The organism is Stakelama sediminis (assembly GCF_014199335.1).
GTDB lineage: Bacteria > Pseudomonadota > Alphaproteobacteria > Sphingomonadales > Sphingomonadaceae > Sphingomonas > Sphingomonas sediminis.
Map to the genome: position 1 here is coordinate 445552 of NZ_JACIJI010000002.1, position 19362 is coordinate 464913.

A 19362-nucleotide genomic window follows, 5' to 3' on the forward strand; every position below is an offset into this window, starting at 1 on the left:
CACGCAATTAACCGGTCCTGACCCTGGCCAGTCGGGCGATCACGCCGCCCATTTCGAATACCGTCGCAGTCGCGTCGAGCGACTGGCGCAGCGCGGTATCGGACAGGCTGCGGGCACTGGCATAGGCATCGAGCGCCGATCGCAGCGCCTCCCCGTGCAGCCCCCTGGCCTGCTCCGCCACAAAGGACGGAGCACGCGCCAGAAAGGCTTCATAACGCGGCTGTGCAGCCTTGGCGCCAAGTGCGCTGCCCAATCGCGCGCGGATGGCATTGGACGGATCGCCGCTTGTTGCGATTTCCGCCATTTCCCGGTCGAGGGCAGCGATGTCGAGTCCGGCGAAGGTCAGTGCCCGCCCCGGAGCCCCCTGCCCCGCGCGAACCAGCGCATCGACCTCCTCCGCCGATGTTCCCTCAAGCATCTCACGCAGAACGTCTGTCATCAGCGCGTCGGGCAGCGGATCAAACCGCAACACGCGGCACCGCGACCGGATCGTCGGCAATAACCGCCCCGGCGCATGGCTGATCAACAGGAAGATTGTGCCCGCAGGCGGTTCTTCCAGATTTTTCAGCAGCGCGTTGGCGGCGGCGCGTTCGCAGTCGTCGATCGAATCAATGATGATAATCCGACGCGCCGAATGGCTCGGCCGTGTGGCGAACATCGGTTGCAGCGCCCGCACCTGCGCAATGGGGATGGAACGCGCAATGTCGCGATCCGGCTTGTCCGGGTTCCTGGGCAAGCGATGGAGAATGCGAAAGTCCGGATGACTACCCGCCACGATCTGGCGGGCAATGGGATGCTGACTGACATCCGTGGCAGGGTCCAGCGGCACCGACGGATCGGCGGCATGGACCAGAATATGGGTGGCGGCATCTGTCGCAAAGCTGGCCTTTCCAACCCCCATCGGGCCGGTGAACAACCAGCAATGATGCATGGCTTCACTACGCGCCGCGTTGAAAAAGGCCGTGCGAGCCGCGTCGTTGCCGCGCACTGACGTCATGGCAGCAGGTCGGCAAGCGACTCCATCAGCCGCGCCGTAACGCTTTCCGGCGCGCCGGTTGCGTCGATCCGTCGAACTCGGTGAGGTTCGGCATCGGCAATGCGCTCGAATGCGGCGGCAACGCCCGCATGAAAGGCGTGATCGCGCGCGGCAAAGCGATCATTGTCCGCGCCGTCGCGCTGCGTCGCACGTGCTGCCCCCTCCTCCTGTGGAATGGTCAGGACAAACGTCCGGTCGGGCAATAATCCCTTCGACCCAAAGGCGTGCAGCGCCAGAATGGCCGAGTCATCAATCCCCTGCGCTCCCTGATAGGCGCGCGTCGAATCGACATAGCGATCACAGATCACCCAGCTTCCCGCTTCGACGGCGGGACGGATTTTCTTTTCGACATGATCGGCACGTGCGGCGGCGAACAGCAGGGCTTCCGCATGCGGGCTCCAGCGCGCGACATCGCCCTGCATCAGCAGCGCACGAATAGCCTCCGCGCCTTCGCTGCCGCCGGGTTCGCGGGTGATGATCGTATGCAGCCCTCGCGCTTCCAATGCTTCGGCAAGCCGTACCGCCTGAGTCGACTTGCCGGCACCTTCACCGCCTTCGAGGGAGAGGAAGCGACCCCTCACCCGAACAGCGACATCAATCCTGCCCAGGCGCGTCCGAAAAAGCCTGCCTTACCGACATCTTTTTCAGCCACCAGCGGCAGCGTTTGCGTACCGGTGCCGGGCACGTCGACCACCAGATCGGCGATATGCTGACCCGCCTTGATCGGTGCCTTGACCGGCCCCTGATAGACGACCTTGGCGGTCATGTCGGGGGTCACGCCGTTCGGAATAGTGACGACCAGATTGTCGGGCGCGACCAGTCCGACCGTGCTCGACGAACCCATTTGCACATCCGCATCCGCGACATGCTTACCCTTGGCGACAATCGGCTTGTCTTTCCATGCACGGAAACCCCAGTCCATGAAGCGGACGGATTCCTTGATACGATTATTATAGGTATCGATCCCGGCCATCACCATGACGATACGGCGACCATTCTGTTCGGCTGAACCGGTGACGCCGAAGCCAGCTTCTTCCGTATGCCCGGTCTTCAATCCGTCGGCACCGTCCACATGACCCAGCAGCGGGTCGCGATTGCCCTGGGTGATCGGCTCGCCGCTTGCCGTTTTACCCCAGGTGAAATCCGGCTTCGCGTAAAATTCCTTATACAGCTTGGGATAGTCGCGGATCGTCGCCTCGGCGAGCTTGGCCAGATCGCGCGCAGTGACATAGGTGCGGTCATTGTCGGGCCAGCCGTTTGCGGTACCGAAATAGCTGTTTGTCATGCCCAGCTCTTTCGCCTTTTGATTCATCAGCGATGTGAAGGCATCTTCGGTTCCCGCAATACCCTGCGCCAGTACGACACAGGCGTCGTTACCCGAAACCGTGATGATGCCGGACAGCAGATTGGCAACGCTCACCTTTTCATTGGGCGACAGGAACATGGTCGATCCCGCTTGCGGACCATGCCATTTTTCCCAGGTTTCGGGGCGCACCGTGAATTTCTGATCGAGCTTCAGGTCGCCCTTCTTGATCAGCCCGAACGCGACATAAACGGTCATCATCTTTGCCAGCGACGCGGGCGGCATGCGTTTATCCGGCTGTTTGGCATACAGGATCGCGCCCGAATTCATATCCTGCATGAACGCGATCGGCGCCGGCGTCTGGAACGGCGGAGCAGCCGCATAGGTCGGCATGGAAACCAGGCTGGCGGCAAGGGCGGCGGTAAGCAGTTTCTTCATGGGTATCAGGTTCCGAACGCGAAAGGGGTTACTTACTTGGTGCTCAGGATCGTGGCATCGCGAAAGCCGAGTTGAACAGCCTTGTGCCGGGCTGCGTCGGCCTTCGCCTTATCCGCATACGGCCCCATGCGCACCCTGTGCAAGCCATTCCCGCTAACCACAAAGCCATCGAGCTTTTTGGCGAGGGCATTGGCGCTTTCGACATGCGAGAACGTCGCCGCCTGCACATAAAAGCGTGGCTGCGGAACCGCGGGCGTTGATTTGGCCGGTTTGGTTTCCGTACCATCCTTGCCCCCCATCTCTGAAACGCCCTTCAATACGGGGGCAAGTGCACCATTTGCTGGTTTAGATGCGGGCGACGGCTTGGAAGCGGGCGGCGCGCTTTTTGCGGCTGTAGCTGACCGCGGTTTTTCAGATGGTTTGGGCGTGGCTGGCTCGGCACTGTTCGATTGTAGCGCTGGCTTTGCCGGGGGAACCTTTGAGGGCGAGCCGTCCGTATGATCGCTGTTCCCGGATGCTCCCGGCAGTGTCGGCGTCACGCTGGCCGGGATAGGAACGGTGCGAATGCCGGTATTGGTGCTGACCGCAGAGCCGTGATCGGATGGCAGCTTTTTGCGCAGTACCCGTAAAAGGGCTGCGGGGGCATCCATACGCGCCGAAGCGGCCTGGCCTGAGTTCAGGACAGCGCGCTCCTGTGCCGGTGGCATCACTTTGCGCACGCGTACCGGTTGCGAATCACCCGGCGCAAAGCCAAGCGCATCGGCCGCTGCCGGAGACAGGTCGATCAGGCCGCTGCCTGATGCAGGCCCCTTCGCCATAACCTTGATCAATATCGTCTTACCGCCGCCCAGTTCGGTAACTTCCGCAAAGCTGCCGATGGGCAAGGTGTTGGATGCCGCGTACATGGCCTGATTGCCGAAATTGGCGGCTGTCTGTGACGAGATGGCATAGCCCACCTCGTCATAACGATGCTCACCCGGCACCGCTTCCGAAGATCCGCGCGGCCCCGAACCGGCATCGGCCGGATAATGCGCCGCCGGTGCCGATACAGTCGGTGCAGGATAGCTTGTACCCGCATTCGTTTGTGCATTGGCGAGGGAACAGCAGGCAGCAGAGGCCCAAAAAACGCCCGCTGCTCCTGCCATCTGGCGGCGGCTAATTCTTGACTGCATCGGCTAGCAACCCCACGGATAAGGCATAGAAATTGGAACAGTTGTAATCCAGAATGACGTCGTAATTACCGGTCAGCAGATAGGCGGTTTTGCCGGGGCCGTCAGGCTCCATCAACGTCGCCAGAATATTGTTGGCAGGCCAGCGACCGCTCTCCGGCACCAACCCCATCCGCCGCCACTCCGCCATGGTATGCCAGGCGCTGTGGCGCGCAAATACCCGCGGACAGCGCGGCGAAACCGTTTTGCTCTCCACTGCCGCGCGGTCGAAATCGTCGGGAACGCGTACCGCGATACCCCAGGGCTGCCCCGCGCGCCATCCGGCATTCTTCAGATAATTGGCAATCGACGCCAGCACATCGGCATTGTCGTTCCAGATGTCGACACGCCCGTCGCCGTCACCGTCTTTCGCAAGCCTGAGATAAACGGACGGCAGAAACTGCGGCCCACCGGTCGCCCCCGCCCAGCTTCCTTTCAGCTCGTCACGGGGAAACCCCATATCCATCAGCTTCAGCGTGGCAATGAATTCGCGTTCGAACAGCGGTCGACGGCGCCCCTCATAGGCAAGCGTGGCGAGTGAGCGCAGCAGGTCGAACCCGCCGGTATAGCCGCCGTAATTGGTTTCATGACCCCAGATCGAAACCATGATCGATTCCGGTACGCCGGTTTCCTTTTCGACATGGCGCAGGAAATGACGCTCTTCCTGATAGGCGGCGCGTCCCCGGCGAATACGCGCCGCGTCAACATGCTTTTCACGATAGGGGGCGAAGGGTGGTATCGGCGCGTTCGGGTTACCGCCCGGCTGATCGCGGTCCAGTTCGATCACGCGGGGGTTCATCGTCAGGTCGGGAAAAACACTGGCGATCGTTCGCGCCGAAATTCCCGCAGCCTCGGCTTTTGCCTTCAGACCGGGTAGATATTGCTGAAATCCCTGCTCATCCTGAGCATAGGCCGGGGATGAACATAGCAATGCTGCACACGCAACGATGAGGAAGCGGAGAAGCGGGCGAACGGTTAAGCGAATACGCGGCATGGTGATTCCTTGCCACAGCTACGTGCGCGCATGAACCCCCACATTCAAAGGGCTTGCACAAAATGCGATGAACCCCCTAAGCGCATCCCAGCGGATGGGTGGCCGAGCGGTTTAAGGCACCGGTCTTGAAAACCGGCGTGGGTTCACGCTCACCGTGGGTTCGAATCCCACCCCATCCGCCACTTCAGTCCCTGATTGGGCACCGCCCTGCGTCGGCGGCCTGTCGCTCCCCTGCCCCCGTCCGACGCGCGGATTTGATCGCGGTCAAAGACCCTGACATTCGTCAAAGCCACTGTAGCAGCGCATAAAACTTCTGGAGCGCTGATGTCTCTGCCGGCTTTCCCTTCGCGCACAAACTCCGGTCTTCTGGGCCAGGATCATCGCATTCAGGAGGCGGTTTGCCGGGAGCTGGAGGCGATAGCGGATGCGTTGCCCACGCTACCCGACACTGCTCGTATCGAACGTCTTTCGCAGCTTGTTCAGCAAATCACGACCGAACAATTCGATCGCGCGGAGTCCGCTTTTGAACAATGCGCTGCGGACGGTCTGGTTACGCAAAGCCAGTTAAATCGTTTGCGCGACATGCAATCCCTCGACGCTATGCACGCGCAGGATATGATGGAAACGCTCCGCCACCGCGCGCAGCACCGCATGAAGGGACCGCATACCGATCTGGGCTATATGTTGCGATGCTTTTTCGACGGATGCCGCCGCGCGATCGCGTTCAAGGAGGCGATGCTCTGGCCGAAATGCATGATCAGTCCGATCATTCCGGATCGGCCAGATGCTCCAGTCTCGCACGATCCAGAACCCGGAAATGACGATTGCCCTTCTCAAAGGACACCACCCCATCCCGTCTGAGACCGGTGAGCTGCCGACTGACCGTTTCTATCGTCAGCCCCAGATAATCGGCCATCTCTCCCCTGCTGATCGGAAGGTCGATTTCAACCGGCCCTTCCGCATCGGGCGCCATGCGATCACACAGATCGATCAGAAAGCCCGCGATTTTCTCACCTGCATTACGCCGGCCAAGGGCGAGCAGCCGTTGCTGCGCCTGCGTCAGCGAGGCCATGGTCCGGCGCAGCAGCAGCTTTTCCATACGCGGATGTTCATCCATCGTTCGCTGAAAGGATTCGCGGGGGAACAGGCACAGGTCCGTATCGCTGACCGCGGTAATGGTCAGCGGCGCTTCTTCGGCAAAGGGTTCGCCGACAAAATCGCCCGGATGCAACAACCCGACAATCTGTTCACGGCCGTCGGGTGTGGATGCCGTCACTTTCAGGACGCCGGTGACGATATTGGCGCAAAAGCTGTTCGGATCACCCGACCAGGTCACTACCTGACCGCCGGGATAGATTTTACGGCGACCGATGGCGCTCAGCGCCACCAGTTCCTGATCCTCCATGGCCGAACACAGCGCCGTGTCGCGTACCAGGCAATCCAGACAACGTTCGGGAACAGCAGACATGGTTTGTCTATGCCTTCTCGTCGGGGCGATGTCAGCCGCAAAATGCGCAACCGCAATTTGAGCATCGTCAAACGGAGATTTGCGCAAGCGCAATGAAACGGTTCAGCGACAGGTTCAATCGCGTCTCACAGACACGATGGAGATACCGATGAAAATCCTTCTTTCGCTTGCCGTAGGAGCCGCCCTTCTCGCTCCGGCATCCGCCTTCGCCCAGACCGCATCCGATCATCAGGGCATCGCGGCAGGCGATGTGCTGATCCGGCTACGCGGTATCCTGGTGGCCCCAAATGAAAGCTCTGGCGGCATCAATCCGACCTTTCCCGGCGAGCATGTGAAGGTCGACGATTCCTTCATGCCGGAAGTCGACGTTACCTATATGGCGACCGACAATGTCGGATTTGAACTGATCGCATCGACCACCAAGCATACGGCGTCGGGCACCAGCGGCACCACGGGATCGATCGGCAAGCTTGCTTCGACCTGGGTTTTGCCGCCGACGCTGACGGCGCAATATCATTTCAATCCGCATGGCACGGTGCGGCCCTATGTTGGGGCTGGCGTCAACTATACCATCTTCTGGAACGAAAAAGCTTCGAAAGGTCTGGAAGCCGCGGTCGGACCGACCAGAGTGCATATGTCGGACAGTGCAGGCTGGGCGGCACAGGCAGGTATCGATATCGACCTGAATCCGAAGGTTTTTCTAAACCTCGACGTCAAATATATCGACATCGACACCACCGCACGTCTGGATACGACCGCGCTGGGTACGGAAAAGGTGCGCCTCCACCTTGACCCCCTCGTCTTTGGCGTGGGCGTCGGCATGAAATTCTGACCTTTAAAAATAGCAGTCACCCTCCCCTGGGCCGGTAGAATGCCGGCCCATTTTTTGTGCGCACGGCACTATGGCATGCGCCGAACGGATATGTCAGACCCGATGAAGCGTTGGCACGACGTAACGACGCACAGATAAGAGGGCTGATATGGCGAAAGATGCACTTGGCAAAACCCTGTTCGAAGATCATCCGCTCAGCCGCAATATTCTTTTCTGGACCTCCCTTGTCCTGACCGGCGTATTGCTGGTCCTCGGCATTTATCTCGACGATGGTTTTTTGTGGGGCTGGATCGTCACGCTGCCGGTGCTGGTGCTGACCGTGATCGATCTGTTCCAGCAACAGCATTCGCTGCGCCGTAATTATCCCGGATCGGCGCGATTCCGCTGGTTCTTCGAATGGCTGCGTCCCTATCTGCGATCCTATATCGTCGAAGCCGATCTGGAAGGGCGCCCGTTCAATCTCGATCAGCGCGCGCTGGTCTATGCGCGGGCAAAGGATCAGGTCGATGCCCATCCTTTCGGTACGGAACTCGACGTCTATTCGGGCGAATATGAATGGCTTGCGCATTCGATCGCGCCCAACGACGCCGCGGAAAAGGACAGTCGGGTACAGGTCGGTACCGATCAGTGTTCAAAGCCCTATGCAGCTTCGCGCCTGAACATCTCAGCAATGAGTTTCGGAGCATTGGGTGCGAACGCCATTGAGGCGTTGAATCTCGGCGCGAAACAGGGCGGTTTCTATCACGACACCGGCGAGGGAGGCATTTCCCCCTATCACCGCAAACATGGCGGCGACCTCGTCTGGGAGCTCGGGTCAGGCTATTTCGGTTGCCGCGATAGCGACGGTAAATTCGATGCGGAGCGTTTTCGCGACGCCGCACAGTCGGATCAGATCCGCATGACCGAAATCAAGCTCAGCCAGGGTGCAAAGCCCGGTCATGGCGGCATGTTGCCGGGACCGAAGGTGACGCCCGAAATTGCCAAGACGCGCCATGTCGAACCATGGCAGGATTGCCTCTCACCACCGGGGCATTCAGCCTTTTCCACGCCGGTAGAGATGCTGGAATTTGCAGCACGGATGCGGGATCTGTCCGGCGGCAAGCCGGTCGGCGTGAAATTGTGCGTCGGCTATCCGCACGAACTGTTTGCGGTGATAAAGGCGATGCTGAAAACCGGCATCCTGCTGGACTTCATCGTTATTGACGGCGCCGAAGGCGGCACCGGCGCGGCACCGACCGAACTATCGGATCGGGTGGGAATGCCGCTGCGCGAAGGGCTGGCGCTCGCCCGCAATGCGCTGGTCGGCACCCGCCTGAAGGACAAGGTGAAGCTGGCCGCATCCGGTAAGGTGGTATCGGGGGCGGCGATCGCGATGAATGCGGCCCTTGGCGCCGACTGGTGCAATGCCGCGCGGGGGTTCATGTTCTCACTGGGCTGTGTCCAATCGATGCGCTGCCATACCGGCACCTGTCCCACCGGCATTGCAACGCAGTCCGAAGCACGTCAGCGCGGGCTGGTCGTACCAGACAAGGCGCAGCGCGTGATGCGCTTTCACCGGGCAACACTCAACGCGTTGCACGACATCACGGTTGCTGCGGGCCTGTCTTCTCCGGATGAATTTCAGCCATGGCATCTGCGCCAGCGGGTCAGCGTCGCGGAAATGAAGTCGATGGACCAGATTTACCGCTTCGTTCAGCCGGGAGAACTGCTCGATGATCCCGACTCCACCCCTTATGCAGACTGGTGGCGAATGGCGGATGCCGACAGCTTTCGCGCCACGCGCGAGCATGTCCCCGCGTGACCGCAACCGTCAGCGAACTGCCGCTTGCCGGTGTGGAACTGGGTGGGACCAAATGCATCTGCACGCTGGCTTATGGCCCGGAAGCCATTGTCGATCAGCATAGCATCGCCACGACCACGCCTGACCAAACGCTTCCGGCACTCCGCGCCGTCCTTGACCGATGGTGGAAGGAAAACCGATTTGCCGCGATCGGTATCAACAGCTTCGGCCCCGTGCAGTTACACCCGGATTCGCCCGCCTATGGCCATATCGCCAAAACGCCGAAGCCCGGCTGGTCCGACGCCGATATCGTCGGGAGCCTGACCGGCGCGTATCCGGTACCGTTCGGGTTCGATACCGATGTGAACGGAGCGGCACTTGCCGAAATGCGTTGGGGATGCGCTCAGGATATTGAGGACTTCGCTTATATCACGGTCGGCACCGGAGTCGGGGTCGGACTGATCGTCAACGGCAAACCGACGCGCGGCATGCTGCACTGCGAACTCGGGCATTTGCGTACCCCGCGCCTCCCCGAGGACGATGCGCCGAGCGCATGCCCCTTTCATAGCGATTGCGTGGAGGGATTGGCGTCGGGACCGGGCATCGCTGCGGCGCTGCAAGGGTACCCTATCGACAGTTTAAACGCCAATGCACCGGTCTGGGATCGCGTAGTAAGATCCATTACATGCCTTTGCCACGCACTGGCGACCAGTACCGGGCCTATGCGGATCGCCATCGGCGGCGGCGTGTTCACGCGCCAGCCTCATCTGCTACCGCGCGTCCAGACGGCGTTGATCGAGAGCCTGAACGGCTATCTGCCGCTACCCACCGGCACCGAATATATTGTCTCGCCGGACCTGGGCGATCAGGCCGGGCCGATGGGTGGTATCGCCCTGGCGCTGGATGCGCTGGCAGGATAGCTACAACACTCCGGTAGGAGCGGCATCAGGCTGCCGTCAGATATCTTCGGCGGAAACATATTCTGCGACATCGATTTCACCGACCATTTTCGCCACGGTGGTCGTCACGGTCAGGTCACCGGTAATGTTGGTCGCCGTCCGCATCATGTCCATGATCCGGTCGATGCCCGCGACAAAGGCGATGGTTTCCAGCGGCACGCCGACCACACCGAACACCAGCGTCATCATGATCAGGCCGGCACCCGGAATGCCTGCGGCCCCGACCGATCCCAGCGTCGAGGTGACAGCGATCAGCAGATAATCGGTGAAGGTCAGGTCGATGCCGAAAATCTGCGCGCCGAACATGGTTGCCAGCCCCAGATACATTGCGGTTCCATCCATGTTGATGGTTGCGCCCAGCGACAGAATGAAGCTCGACACACTGCGCGAAACGCCCAGATTTTCCTGCGCACATTGCATGGTAACGGGCAGCGTAGCGCTGGAAGAGGCCGTGGAATAGGCTACCGCCTGCGCGTCGATCACGCCGCGGAAAAAGTCCCCGATCGGCAGCCTGGCGACGAATTTCAACATGCCCGCATAAACGACGCCGATAATGATCAGACAGCCGAGATAATTGGTCAGCACCAGCTTGCCGAGCGGCAACAGCGCATCCAGCCCGTAGCTTCCCGCGACCCACGCGATCAGTGCAAATACCCCGAACGGCGTCAGTTCCATCACGATCATCGTGACATTCTGCATGACGATCGCTCCGGCATCGACACCGCGCTGGATCGGCAAGCCCGCCTCTTTCGCCATGACGATGCCGATCCCGAACAGGATCGAAAAAACGATGAGTTGCAGCACATCGCCACTGGCCATCGCGGCGACCGGATTGTCAGGCACCATCGACAGGATCATGTCGGTCGCGCCCGGCGGTGCCTTATCGGGAACACTGCCCGCCGCTGGACTGAGATGCAGCCCCGCACCCGGCTGGATCACCGCACCCAGCAACAGGCCGAGCGAGACGGAAATCAGGCCGGTAATCAGGAACAGGCCGACCGCACGACCACCGACCCTGCCCAGCTTGCGCAAATCGCCGATCGCGGCAACGCCTGCGACCAGCGAAAAGAAGATCAGCGGCACGACCAGCATCTTGATCGCGCGGATGAAAAGATCGCCGATCCATTTGATCGACTCAGCCCCCGGCCCCCATAGCAGTCCGACAATAACCCCAAGCACCAGCGCGCCGATTACGCGCTGCCACAGCGGAATACGAAACCAGAATTTCATTACGCGAACAGTCCCCCTTGCCCGGCCTTTTCGGTCAGTCGGCTCTAGGCATACGCATAAGGGCCGCCCTTGGCGAGGGCAGCCTGATAGGCCGGTCGGGCATGAATGGTTTTCAGCCATGCAATCGTCGCGGGACGCGTCTCGTCAAGACCCGCTCGGGCATAGGCCGCTTCAAGCGGAAAGCTCATCATGACGTCGGCTGCGGTAAAATGATCGCCGGCAAACCACGGACGGGACGCCAGCTCCGATTCGACATAATCGAGATGGACATCGATCATCGGCTGAATCCGCTTTTGTGCAGCCTTGCCGAACAGAGGAACCCGGCTCAGCACCAGCTTCACCAGCAGCGGCGGCATCAGAGACCCCTCGGCATAATGCAGGAAATGACGGTAGCGCAGCACCGATTCGCGATGTGCGGGCGGCCCCAATTTGCCATCCGCCTTTTCCACCAGATATTCTATGATTGCCCCGGTTTCGGCGATAACATGTGTATCGTCCTGAATGACCGGCGACTTGCCCAACGGATGCACGCGCTTCAATTCGGGCGGTGCCAGCATTGTTTTCCGGTTTCGCTCATACCGCTGGACTGCATAGTCCAGCCCCAGTTCCTCCAGCAGCCAGAGGATGCGCTGGGAACGCGAATTTTCCAGGTGATGGACGATGATGCTCATGGCTTTTACCTATGATCCGATATGGTACCGATACAGGAATAGGAACTGCCGAGAGCATGCGAAAGGCCCGGCATTCAATCGAACGCCGGGCCCTGGTTGTTTCCTTTACCGGACGAGGGAAATATCCCGTCCGAACGCCGTAAAAACGTTCAGTCTTCGGCGTCCGGCCCCGTCATCATTTCCTCAGCCACCTTTTCCTCGCGACCGCGGATTGCCGCTTCCAGCTTGTCGCACAGTTCCGAGTTCTCCTTGAGGAACTTCTTCGCATTCTCCCGACCCTGCCCGATGCGGACGCTGTCGTAGGAGAACCAGGCACCGGCTTTCTCGACCAGTCCCGCCTTGACGCCGAGATCGAGGATTTCGCCGATTTTCGACACGCCCTCGCCATACATGATATCGAATTCGACCTGCTTGAACGGCGGAGCGACCTTGTTCTTGACCACCTTTACGCGCGTCGAGTTGCCGATAATGTCGTCGCGGTCCTTGATCTGGCCGGTACGGCGAATGTCGAGGCGAACCGAAGCATAGAATTTCAGTGCGTTGCCGCCGGTGGTGGTTTCCGGGTTACCGTACATCACCCCGATCTTCATGCGGAGCTGGTTGATGAAGATCACCATACAGCGCGACCGGCTGATCGATCCCGTCAGCTTACGCAGCGATTGCGACATCAGGCGGGCCTGAAGGCCGACATGGCTGTCGCCCATCTCTCCTTCGATTTCGGCACGTGGCGTCAGCGCCGCTACCGAATCGACCACCAGCACGTCGATGGCGTTCGAACGCACCAGCGTATCGGTGATTTCCAGCGCCTGTTCGCCCGTATCGGGCTGCGACACGATCAGTTCGTCGATATCGACGCCCAGCTTCTTGGCATAGACCGGATCGAGTGCATGTTCGGCATCGACGAACGCCGCTGTCCCGCCTGTTTTCTGCGCTTCGGCAATGACATGCAGCGCCAGCGTCGTCTTGCCCGAACTTTCCGGGCCGTAGATTTCAATGACGCGACCACGCGGCAATCCGCCCACACCCAGCGCGATGTCGAGGCCAAGCGAGCCGGTTGAGATCGCCTCCACCTGCATCGTTTCCTTCGACCCCAGCTTCATCGCCGAGCCTTTGCCGAACGCGCGGTCGATCTGCGCCAGTGCGGCGTCCAGCGCCTTTTGCCGGTCCGAATTTCCTGCCATCTTGTTGTCGATTACCTTCAGCTGTGCGGTCATGGAATAAGGCCTCTTCGCTAGAGCAAGTCCGATACGCATTCAACGTCTGTCGAAGCATGTACCGCATTTGTTCCAAAAGAACAAGAGGAGAACTTTATGGCGCGTGCAGGCCTGTGTCAGAGCAGCGCATCAAGCGCCTCTTCAACCGCTTCCAGCGTAAAAGGCTTGGGTAATATGGGCCGATCGCGAAACTCCGGATCGATCATGTCCCCCGCCCCGCCGGTCGCGAGCACGAAAGGAATGTTCTTCTCCGCCAGCGCACTTGCCACCGGCCAGCATTTCTCTCCGCCACGCAGATTGACGTCCAGAATCACGGCATCCATTCCGCCTGCTTCAACGGCATCGAGAGCATCCGCCACGGAATCCACGCTTCCGATTGCCCGCTTACCGAGAATATCAAGGAAATCCTCGATCATCATCGCGATCAGCGGTTCGTCCTCTACGATCAGTATCTTTTCAACGTTCGCCATGCGCGCCGTCAAAGCATAGTTGGCGCGCCCCGCCAAGCAGGATTAGCCCTCCGCCAGAATGTCGCGCGCAGCCTCCGCAAGCTGCTGCACGGAAAAGGGTTTGGGCAGAAAGGCAACATTGTCGATGTCGATCGACTTGCGCAATTGTTCCTCGGCATAGCCTGACATGAACAGAATCGGCAGATCGGGAAAGCGTTTGCGGAAATGCCGGGCCATGGTCGGGCCATCCATCGCGGGCATCACGACGTCGGAGATCAGCAGGTCGATCGCCAGTTCATCGCTCAGCAGCTCGACCGCAGCTTCGCCATTTTCGGCGGTGATGACCGTATAGCCCTGACGCGTCAGCGCGCGTTCGGCGATTGCACGCACCATATCCTCATCCTCGACCACCAGAATGGTGCCGCTACCCCACAGGTCGCCCGCTTTCGGCTTCTGGCTGAGCGGCGTGGCAGCCTTGTCGCCCGACGTCGCGCGATGAACCGGCAGATAGATGGTGAAGATCGCCCCCTGGCCTAGGGGCGATTCGGCGAAGATATAACCGCCCGACTGTTTGACGATGCCATAGACGGTCGAAAGCCCTAGTCCGGTCCCCTTCCCGACCTCCTTGGTCGTGTAGAAGGGTTCGAAAATCTTGCCGAGCGCTTCGGGCGGGATGCCGCTTCCGGTATCGGAGATAACCAGCGCGGTATAATCCGCGACCGGCAGCACGTCATCGCCCATATGACGCACATCGGCGGCGGCAACCGCGCGGGTGCGGATGGTGAGCGTTCCGCCGCCATTGGGGTGTTTCGACAGCATGGCATCGCGTGCATTGACCGCAAGGTTGACGATCACCTGCTCCAACTGGCCGGGATCGGCACGCACCGCGCCCAGATTGCGGCCATGCTGGACCACTAGTTGCACCGTCTCACCCAACAGCCGTTTGAGCAGGTTGGATACTTCCGACACGACATCGGGCAGTTGCAGCACCTGCGGGCGTAGCGTCTGTTGCCGCGAAAAGGCGAGCAATTGCCGGGTCAGGCTGGCGGCGCGGTTCGAATTGGCCCGAATTTGCTGAATATCGTCATAATCGCTGTCGCCCGGCGCATGGCGCATCATCATCAGGTCGCAATGGCCCAGAATGGCGGTCAGGATATTGTTGAAGTCGTGCGCCACTCCGCCGGCAAGTTGCCCCACCGCCTGCATTTTCGTCGCCTGCGCCACCTGACGCTTCAGCCGGTTTTCTTCGCCCGAATCCTTCAGCGTCAACAATACCGCAGCATCGCCCAGCCCGCGCGCGCCCGCCACCGTCATCGCCACCGGCTCTTCGCTGCGCCCCTTCAGGCGGATGGTGATGTCGGTGGCGTGCGATGCCCCATTGGCGAAACGACGAACGAGGTCGGCCAGCGCTGCCTTGTCCTCGCGCACCACCAGATCGCCGGGATAAAGCGGCGGATTGGCGGTGTTGACGTCGGCCGAGCGCGTGAAAGCGTCGTTCATGTAGAGGAAGCGGCCATCGCGATCGATCAGCGCCATACCGACCGGCATCAGCGACACCAGCGCGCGGACATTGGCACCCGCATGCATCGGCTGCGCCTCTACACCCGCATTTTCTTCGTCGATCAGCGCCAGCAGGATCGGCCCGTCCTCCTTCTCGTCAAGGGGAACCTGCAACAACCGCAGAGGCGTACCGTCCATGCCTTCGCGCTCGAAGCGCACAAGACCGCGATGATCGGTAATCAGAAACCGGGCGAAATCCCGGCCTTCGATGGATGCCGTCTCGCTTCCCATCGCGCGCATCCGGAACACGGTATTGGCGGCGCGTATCCGGCCATCTGGCTCGATCGCCACTGCCATGATGCCCGCGACGGCGAGCCGCTGCCCGGCAGCGCCCGCGATCATCGCGTCGAGCTGGCGTGGAACAGCGCCGCTGACACCGCGCTCAAAGCGCCAGACGAGCATCTCGCCAGCTTTTTCCATTCGGACGACCATCGGCGTCCCGTCCGTGAGCGCAATCGTCACCGACTTCTGTCCGTCCTGCCATGTGGAACGGGCTGCGCGGGACAACAGCCGTTCGCCCTCTCCGGCCAATGGCAACGCCGGTGGCGTGGGGCAGCCCTGGAAAACGGCCTCATAGGCACCATTGGCGCATATCAGGCGACCGGCACGATCGGTTACGGCCACCGGGTCGCCGCTTGCTGCGATCAGCGCATGGGTGAGCGTCCAGTCGATGCCCGGTTCGGGCGGCGTCACCTCACCGGACAACCTCTGCCAGCCGTACAGGCTTGCCGTTACCAGCGCTCCCGCAGCGACAAAGCCAAGACCGACATACAGGTCACGTACCAGCAAGAGTATGATAACCGATGCCGCCAGCCCGCAAATCAGCGGGATCAGCAACGGAGCCATGGCCCGAAGGCGCGATTCAGATTCAGGGTCGGGTGCGATCGATGCCATAGAATCGCGTGATGTGCGCCCGCACGGACGGGGTCAAGAAAAAGGGCGGACGATCAACGACCATCCGCCCTATTCCTGTTACCAGATGTGTACCCGCTTGTTCGGAGCAAGGTACATCTTCTCACCCGGCTTCACATGATAGGCAGCATACCAGGGGGCGAGGTTACGCACGACCCATACCCGCTCACGCGAGGGCGAATGCGGGTCGGTCAGCAACCGCCGTTCCAGCGTCGCTTCACGATATTTGCGCCGCCAGACCTGCGCCCAGCCAAGATAGAAGCGCTGATCGGCAGTGTAACCGTCGATCACCTTCGGCTTCTTACCGTGCAGCGAGGCGATATAGGCGTCGTGCGCCACGGTCAGCCCGGCAAGATCGGCAATATTTTCGCCCAGCGTCAGCTTGCCGTTCACATGCTTGCCCGGCAGCGGCTCATAGGCGTCGTACTGCGCGACGAGCTGCGCCGTCCGCTCCTTGAACGCCTTGACGTCGGCGGGCGTCCACCAGGTCGTCAGCCGGCCATGCGCATCATATTTCGATCCCTGATCGTCAAAATGATGGCTCATTTCATGGCCGATCACCGCACCGATACCACCATAATTGATCGCAGGGTCGGCATGGGGGTCAAAGAAGGGCGGTTGCAGGATCGCTGCCGGGAATACGATCTCGACCATGCCCGGATTGGCATAGGCGTTCACCGTCATCGGGGTCATGCCCCATTCCCAGCGATACAGCCCCTTGCCGAGCTTGCTCATATTATAGTCATGCCGCCACTGATTGGCGCGAAGTTCGTTGCCGAACGCATCACCCGACCTGATGACCAGCGACGAATAATCGTGCCACTTGTCCGGATAGCCGATCTTCGGCGTGAACGCGGCAAGCTTCTGGAGCGCCTTGACCTTGGTCTGCGGCGACATCCAGTCGAGTTTTTTGATACGCCGTCCCATCGCCGCGATGATGTTCTTCACCATCTTGTCGGCAGCCGCCTTTGCTTCCGGCGGGAAATAGCGCGCGACATATTGTTTCGAGACATCGTCGGCGAGTGCCGAGGACACGAAATCCACACCGCGTTTCCAGCGCGCCTGCTGTTCCGGCGTGCCGGACAATTTCGTGCCGTAGAACGCGAAATGCTCGGTATCGAACGGTGTCGGCAGTACGTCCGAATAATCGTCCAGCGACCGCACCAGCAACTGGTCCTTCAGCACGTCGAGCGGGGTCGCCGCGATCAGCTTCGCCTCCCCCGTAATCGCACTGGGCTGGGCGACGATGACGTCCTTCACGTCGCCTGCGCCCGCTGCCTTGTAATAGGCTGCAAAATCGAATCCCGGTGCCGACTGCTCCAGTTGGGCGAGCGTCATTTTATTGTATGTCTTGTCGGAATCGCGACTTTCGACGCGGGTCCAGTGCGCTTCGGCAAAGCCGGTTTCAAGCTGAAGGATCGCTTTGGCGCGAGCTTCGGCATTGCCCTCACCCGCGAGCGCCAGCATCTTCGCCATGTGCGTGACATAGGCATCGCGGATGTCGGCGAATTTCGGATCCTGCGACAAATAATATTCACGGTCGGGAAGGCCGGTGCCGCCCTGACGCAGGTTCATCGCGTAATAATCGGGATTCTTGTCATCCTGACCGACATAGGTACCGAACGGAATGCTGATCCCGTTGCGGTCGGCGGTAGCGACAAGGGCGGCATAACCGTCCTTGCTATTTAGTGCCTTGATCGTATTCAGCCATGACTGGATCGGAGCCAGTCCTTTGCCGTCGATCGCACGCTGGTCGAGGAAGGTGGCATAGGCGGTTCCGATTTTTGAATTCGGGTTCTTTTCCGCTTCCTGCAGGATCGTCCGCGTCCGCGCCTGCGACAGATCGCTCAGCTTGCTGAACAAACCATAGCTGGATTTGTCGGCCGGAATGACGGCATTCTGCATCCAGGTGCCATTGGCATATTTGTAGAAGCCGTTGCCCGGAAGAACCGCCTTGTCCATGCCGGATTCGTCAAATCCGAAGGCGCCGATCTCCGGCTTTTCGTTCGCAGCCACCGGCGTTGGTGCCGGAGCAGTCACCGTTTTGGGCGCTGCCGTCATGGCAGTGTCGGTGGTCGAAGCGGTAGTAGTGCAACCTGCGGCCAGGGCAGACCCGGCAAGCAGGGAAACAGCAATCAGTGAACGCCGCATGGTGTTCCTTTGCGATATCGAATTAAAACAGATGTCCCCCCAAGGGTTGGGACTGTCTTAACTCCATCACACGCACAGTCAAACCGCTTTGCGACGCCGCTTTTTCCATTTGCGTGCGATCCACAACCGCCACAGGACGGAACTGACCACATATCCCAGCACGCTCGAAACAACTGCAATCGTCACCAATCCGATGATCGTTGCAGGCCCGGCCTGGGCGAACAGCCAGTGGATCCAGCCGGGGCTGTCGTTCACATTGGCTGCGATCGGCGCACCGGGAACCCGGGCATCAAGCTGCAATATCCAGGTGCCCACCTTATAGGCTAGCCAGTAAAGCGGCGCCATGGTGATCGGATTGGTCACGAAGGTGGTCAGCGCGGCCGCCGGAATATTTGCCCGCAAAGGAAAGGCCAGCACCGCAGCCAGCGGAATTTGCGCCAGCGGTACCAGCACCCCGGCCAGCAGCCCCAGCGCCACGCCGCGCGGCACCGAGCGGCGGGTAAAACGCCATAGCGGCGGCGCAAGCACACGATGGGCAACCGGACGAAGCCAGCGATTACCCTCCATGCTCTCCCGTGTCGGGACGGCGCGGCGTGCCCTGCCCTTCGCACGATGGAACAGCGAAGGTTTATCCGCGGTCACGCAATAGCCGCTGCTGCTCGCGCTTCCAGTCCCGCTCCTTGATCGTCTCGCGCTTGTCATGCGCTTTCTTGCCCTTTGCCAGCGCCAGTTCGACCTTCGCCCGACCACGCGCATTGAAATATACTGTCAGGGGAACGAGCGTCATACCTTCACGCGCGACCGCACCGTGAAGCTTGTTTATCTCGCGTTCGTGAAGGAGCAATTTACGCGGACGTCGCGGTTCGTGATTAAACCGGTTGCCGTGGCTGAATTCGGGAACGTTCGAATTGATCAGCCAGACCTCTGAATCGCGCACTTCTGCATAGCTTTCGGCAATCGAACCTTCCCCGAACCGCAGCGATTTCACTTCGGTGCCGGTCAGCGCGATACCAGCCTCATATGTGTCCTGAATCGCATAGTCGAAACGGGCGCGCCGGTTTTCGGCGACGATCTTCTTCTTGTCGAAACTGTCGTGACGCGGTCTGGCCATAAGGCGCGCGATGTAGGACGCCCTTCGCCGGAAGGGAAGTCCTGTC

General features: G+C 60.5%; 17 protein-coding genes and 1 tRNA gene. 4 read left to right on the plus strand and 14 right to left on the minus strand.

The annotated features are described in order from the left end of the window. Positions 1 to 7 precede the first annotated feature (7 nt). The 5 genes from FHR23_RS08610 to FHR23_RS08630 are packed head-to-tail and all read right to left on the minus strand — an operon-like array spanning position 8 to position 4979. Positions 8 to 997 (minus strand): AAA family ATPase, encoded by a 990-nt coding sequence (locus tag FHR23_RS08610; RefSeq protein WP_184002883.1) that lies wholly within the window; start codon positions 995 to 997, stop codon positions 8 to 10. Continuing rightward, the gene (gene tmk / locus FHR23_RS08615; protein WP_184002885.1) at positions 994 to 1617 is read right to left on the minus strand and encodes a dTMP kinase; all 624 of its coding nucleotides are present in this window, start codon (positions 1615 to 1617) and stop codon (positions 994 to 996) included. Before tmk ends, FHR23_RS08610 begins: the two co-directional genes overlap by 4 nt. Beyond that, positions 1614 to 2777 (minus strand): D-alanyl-D-alanine carboxypeptidase family protein, encoded by a 1164-nt coding sequence (locus FHR23_RS08620; protein WP_184002887.1) that lies wholly within the window; start codon positions 2775 to 2777, stop codon positions 1614 to 1616. Before FHR23_RS08620 ends, tmk begins: the two co-directional genes overlap by 4 nt. A gap of 32 nt (positions 2778 to 2809) precedes the next feature. Then, positions 2810 to 3949 (minus strand): SPOR domain-containing protein, encoded by a 1140-nt coding sequence (locus FHR23_RS08625; RefSeq protein WP_184002889.1) that lies wholly within the window; start codon positions 3947 to 3949, stop codon positions 2810 to 2812. Next, positions 3933 to 4979, minus strand: a complete 1047-nt coding sequence (locus FHR23_RS08630) for a lytic murein transglycosylase (RefSeq protein WP_184002891.1) — start codon at positions 4977 to 4979, stop codon at positions 3933 to 3935. The genes FHR23_RS08625 and FHR23_RS08630 overlap by 17 nt, the downstream gene beginning before the upstream one ends. A 92-nt stretch (positions 4980 to 5071) precedes the next feature. Here FHR23_RS08630 and FHR23_RS08635 point away from each other — a divergent pair. Further along, positions 5072 to 5161, plus strand: a tRNA-Ser gene (locus tag FHR23_RS08635). Between the two features lie 584 nt (positions 5162 to 5745). Here the strand turns inward: FHR23_RS08635 and FHR23_RS08645 are convergent. Further along, positions 5746 to 6447 carry a Crp/Fnr family transcriptional regulator gene (locus FHR23_RS08645; protein WP_184002895.1) on the minus strand — a complete coding sequence of 234 codons (702 nt, stop codon included), beginning with the start codon at positions 6445 to 6447 and terminating at the stop codon, positions 5746 to 5748. A gap of 148 nt (positions 6448 to 6595) precedes the next feature. Here FHR23_RS08645 and FHR23_RS08650 point away from each other — a divergent pair, with 148 nt between their 5' ends. From FHR23_RS08650 to FHR23_RS08660, 3 genes are all read left to right on the plus strand, one after another. Continuing rightward, positions 6596 to 7279 carry an OmpW/AlkL family protein gene (locus FHR23_RS08650; protein ID WP_425506355.1) on the plus strand — a complete coding sequence of 228 codons (684 nt, stop codon included), beginning with the start codon at positions 6596 to 6598 and terminating at the stop codon, positions 7277 to 7279. A 148-nt stretch (positions 7280 to 7427) separates the two neighbouring features. Then, positions 7428 to 9080, plus strand: coding sequence for an FMN-binding glutamate synthase family protein (locus FHR23_RS08655; protein WP_184002899.1), 1653 nt, complete (start codon positions 7428 to 7430; stop codon positions 9078 to 9080). Continuing rightward, entirely contained in the window at positions 9077 to 9979 is a 903-nt protein-coding gene (locus FHR23_RS08660) for an ROK family protein (RefSeq protein WP_184002901.1), read from the plus strand. Before FHR23_RS08655 ends, FHR23_RS08660 begins: the two co-directional genes overlap by 4 nt. 36 nt (positions 9980 to 10015) lie before the next feature. Here FHR23_RS08660 and FHR23_RS08665 read toward each other — a convergent pair whose 3' ends face one another. The 8 genes from FHR23_RS08665 to smpB all read right to left on the minus strand — a co-directional run bounded on the left by FHR23_RS08665 (position 10016) and on the right by smpB (position 19316). Then, entirely contained in the window at positions 10016 to 11248 is a 1233-nt protein-coding gene (locus FHR23_RS08665; RefSeq protein WP_184002903.1) for a dicarboxylate/amino acid:cation symporter, read from the minus strand. Positions 11249 to 11292: 44 nt separating this feature from the next. Further along, entirely contained in the window at positions 11293 to 11919 is a 627-nt protein-coding gene (locus FHR23_RS08670; RefSeq protein WP_184002905.1) for a glutathione S-transferase family protein, read from the minus strand. 149 nt (positions 11920 to 12068) lie between these two features. Beyond that, positions 12069 to 13133 carry a recombinase RecA gene (recA, locus tag FHR23_RS08675; RefSeq protein WP_184002908.1) on the minus strand — a complete coding sequence of 355 codons (1065 nt, stop codon included), beginning with the start codon at positions 13131 to 13133 and terminating at the stop codon, positions 12069 to 12071. A 116-nt stretch (positions 13134 to 13249) separates the two neighbouring features. After that, positions 13250 to 13603: a response regulator gene (locus FHR23_RS08680; RefSeq protein WP_184002910.1), complete on the minus strand. Its 354-nt coding sequence runs from the start codon at positions 13601 to 13603 to the stop codon at positions 13250 to 13252. 42 nt (positions 13604 to 13645) lie between these two features. Continuing rightward, positions 13646 to 15988 carry a hybrid sensor histidine kinase/response regulator gene (locus FHR23_RS08685; protein ID WP_425506356.1) on the minus strand — a complete coding sequence of 781 codons (2343 nt, stop codon included), beginning with the start codon at positions 15986 to 15988 and terminating at the stop codon, positions 13646 to 13648. Between the two features lie 126 nt (positions 15989 to 16114). Next, the gene (locus FHR23_RS08690; RefSeq protein WP_184002914.1) at positions 16115 to 18205 is read right to left on the minus strand and encodes a M13 family metallopeptidase; all 2091 of its coding nucleotides are present in this window, start codon (positions 18203 to 18205) and stop codon (positions 16115 to 16117) included. 78 nt (positions 18206 to 18283) lie between these two features. After that, entirely contained in the window at positions 18284 to 18847 is a 564-nt protein-coding gene (locus tag FHR23_RS08695) for a DUF2062 domain-containing protein (protein ID WP_343043075.1), read from the minus strand. Beyond that, on the minus strand, positions 18834 to 19316 hold the full coding sequence (gene smpB, locus FHR23_RS08700; RefSeq protein WP_184002918.1) for an SsrA-binding protein SmpB: 483 nt from the start codon (positions 19314 to 19316) through the stop codon (positions 18834 to 18836). Before smpB ends, FHR23_RS08695 begins: the two co-directional genes overlap by 14 nt. Positions 19317 to 19362: the final 46 nt, after the last annotated feature.

Bases quoted from the DNA above. Each gene is read 5' to 3' on its own strand.
- recA (WP_184002908.1), bottom strand. From the start codon at position 13,133: ATGACCGCACAGCTGAAGGTAATCGACAACAAGATGGCAGGAAATTCG.
- FHR23_RS08625 (WP_184002889.1), bottom strand. From the start codon at position 3,949: ATGCAGTCAAGAATTAGCCGCCGCCAGATGGCAGGAGCAGCGGGCGTT.
- FHR23_RS08665 (WP_184002903.1), bottom strand. From the start codon at position 11,248: ATGAAATTCTGGTTTCGTATTCCGCTGTGGCAGCGCGTAATCGGCGCG.
- FHR23_RS08685 (WP_425506356.1), bottom strand. From the start codon at position 15,988: ATGGCTCCGTTGCTGATCCCGCTGATTTGCGGGCTGGCGGCATCGGTT.
- FHR23_RS08655 (WP_184002899.1), top strand. From the start codon at position 7,428: ATGGCGAAAGATGCACTTGGCAAAACCCTGTTCGAAGATCATCCGCTC.
- FHR23_RS08610 (WP_184002883.1), bottom strand. From the start codon at position 997: ATGACGTCAGTGCGCGGCAACGACGCGGCTCGCACGGCCTTTTTCAAC.
- FHR23_RS08690 (WP_184002914.1), bottom strand. From the start codon at position 18,205: ATGCGGCGTTCACTGATTGCTGTTTCCCTGCTTGCCGGGTCTGCCCTG.
- FHR23_RS08650 (WP_425506355.1), top strand. From the start codon at position 6,596: ATGAAAATCCTTCTTTCGCTTGCCGTAGGAGCCGCCCTTCTCGCTCCG.
- smpB (WP_184002918.1), bottom strand. From the start codon at position 19,316: ATGGCCAGACCGCGTCACGACAGTTTCGACAAGAAGAAGATCGTCGCC.
- FHR23_RS08620 (WP_184002887.1), bottom strand. From the start codon at position 2,777: ATGAAGAAACTGCTTACCGCCGCCCTTGCCGCCAGCCTGGTTTCCATG.
- FHR23_RS08630 (WP_184002891.1), bottom strand. From the start codon at position 4,979: ATGCCGCGTATTCGCTTAACCGTTCGCCCGCTTCTCCGCTTCCTCATC.
- FHR23_RS08680 (WP_184002910.1), bottom strand. From the start codon at position 13,603: ATGGCGAACGTTGAAAAGATACTGATCGTAGAGGACGAACCGCTGATC.
- FHR23_RS08670 (WP_184002905.1), bottom strand. From the start codon at position 11,919: ATGAGCATCATCGTCCATCACCTGGAAAATTCGCGTTCCCAGCGCATC.
- FHR23_RS08645 (WP_184002895.1), bottom strand. From the start codon at position 6,447: ATGTCTGCTGTTCCCGAACGTTGTCTGGATTGCCTGGTACGCGACACG.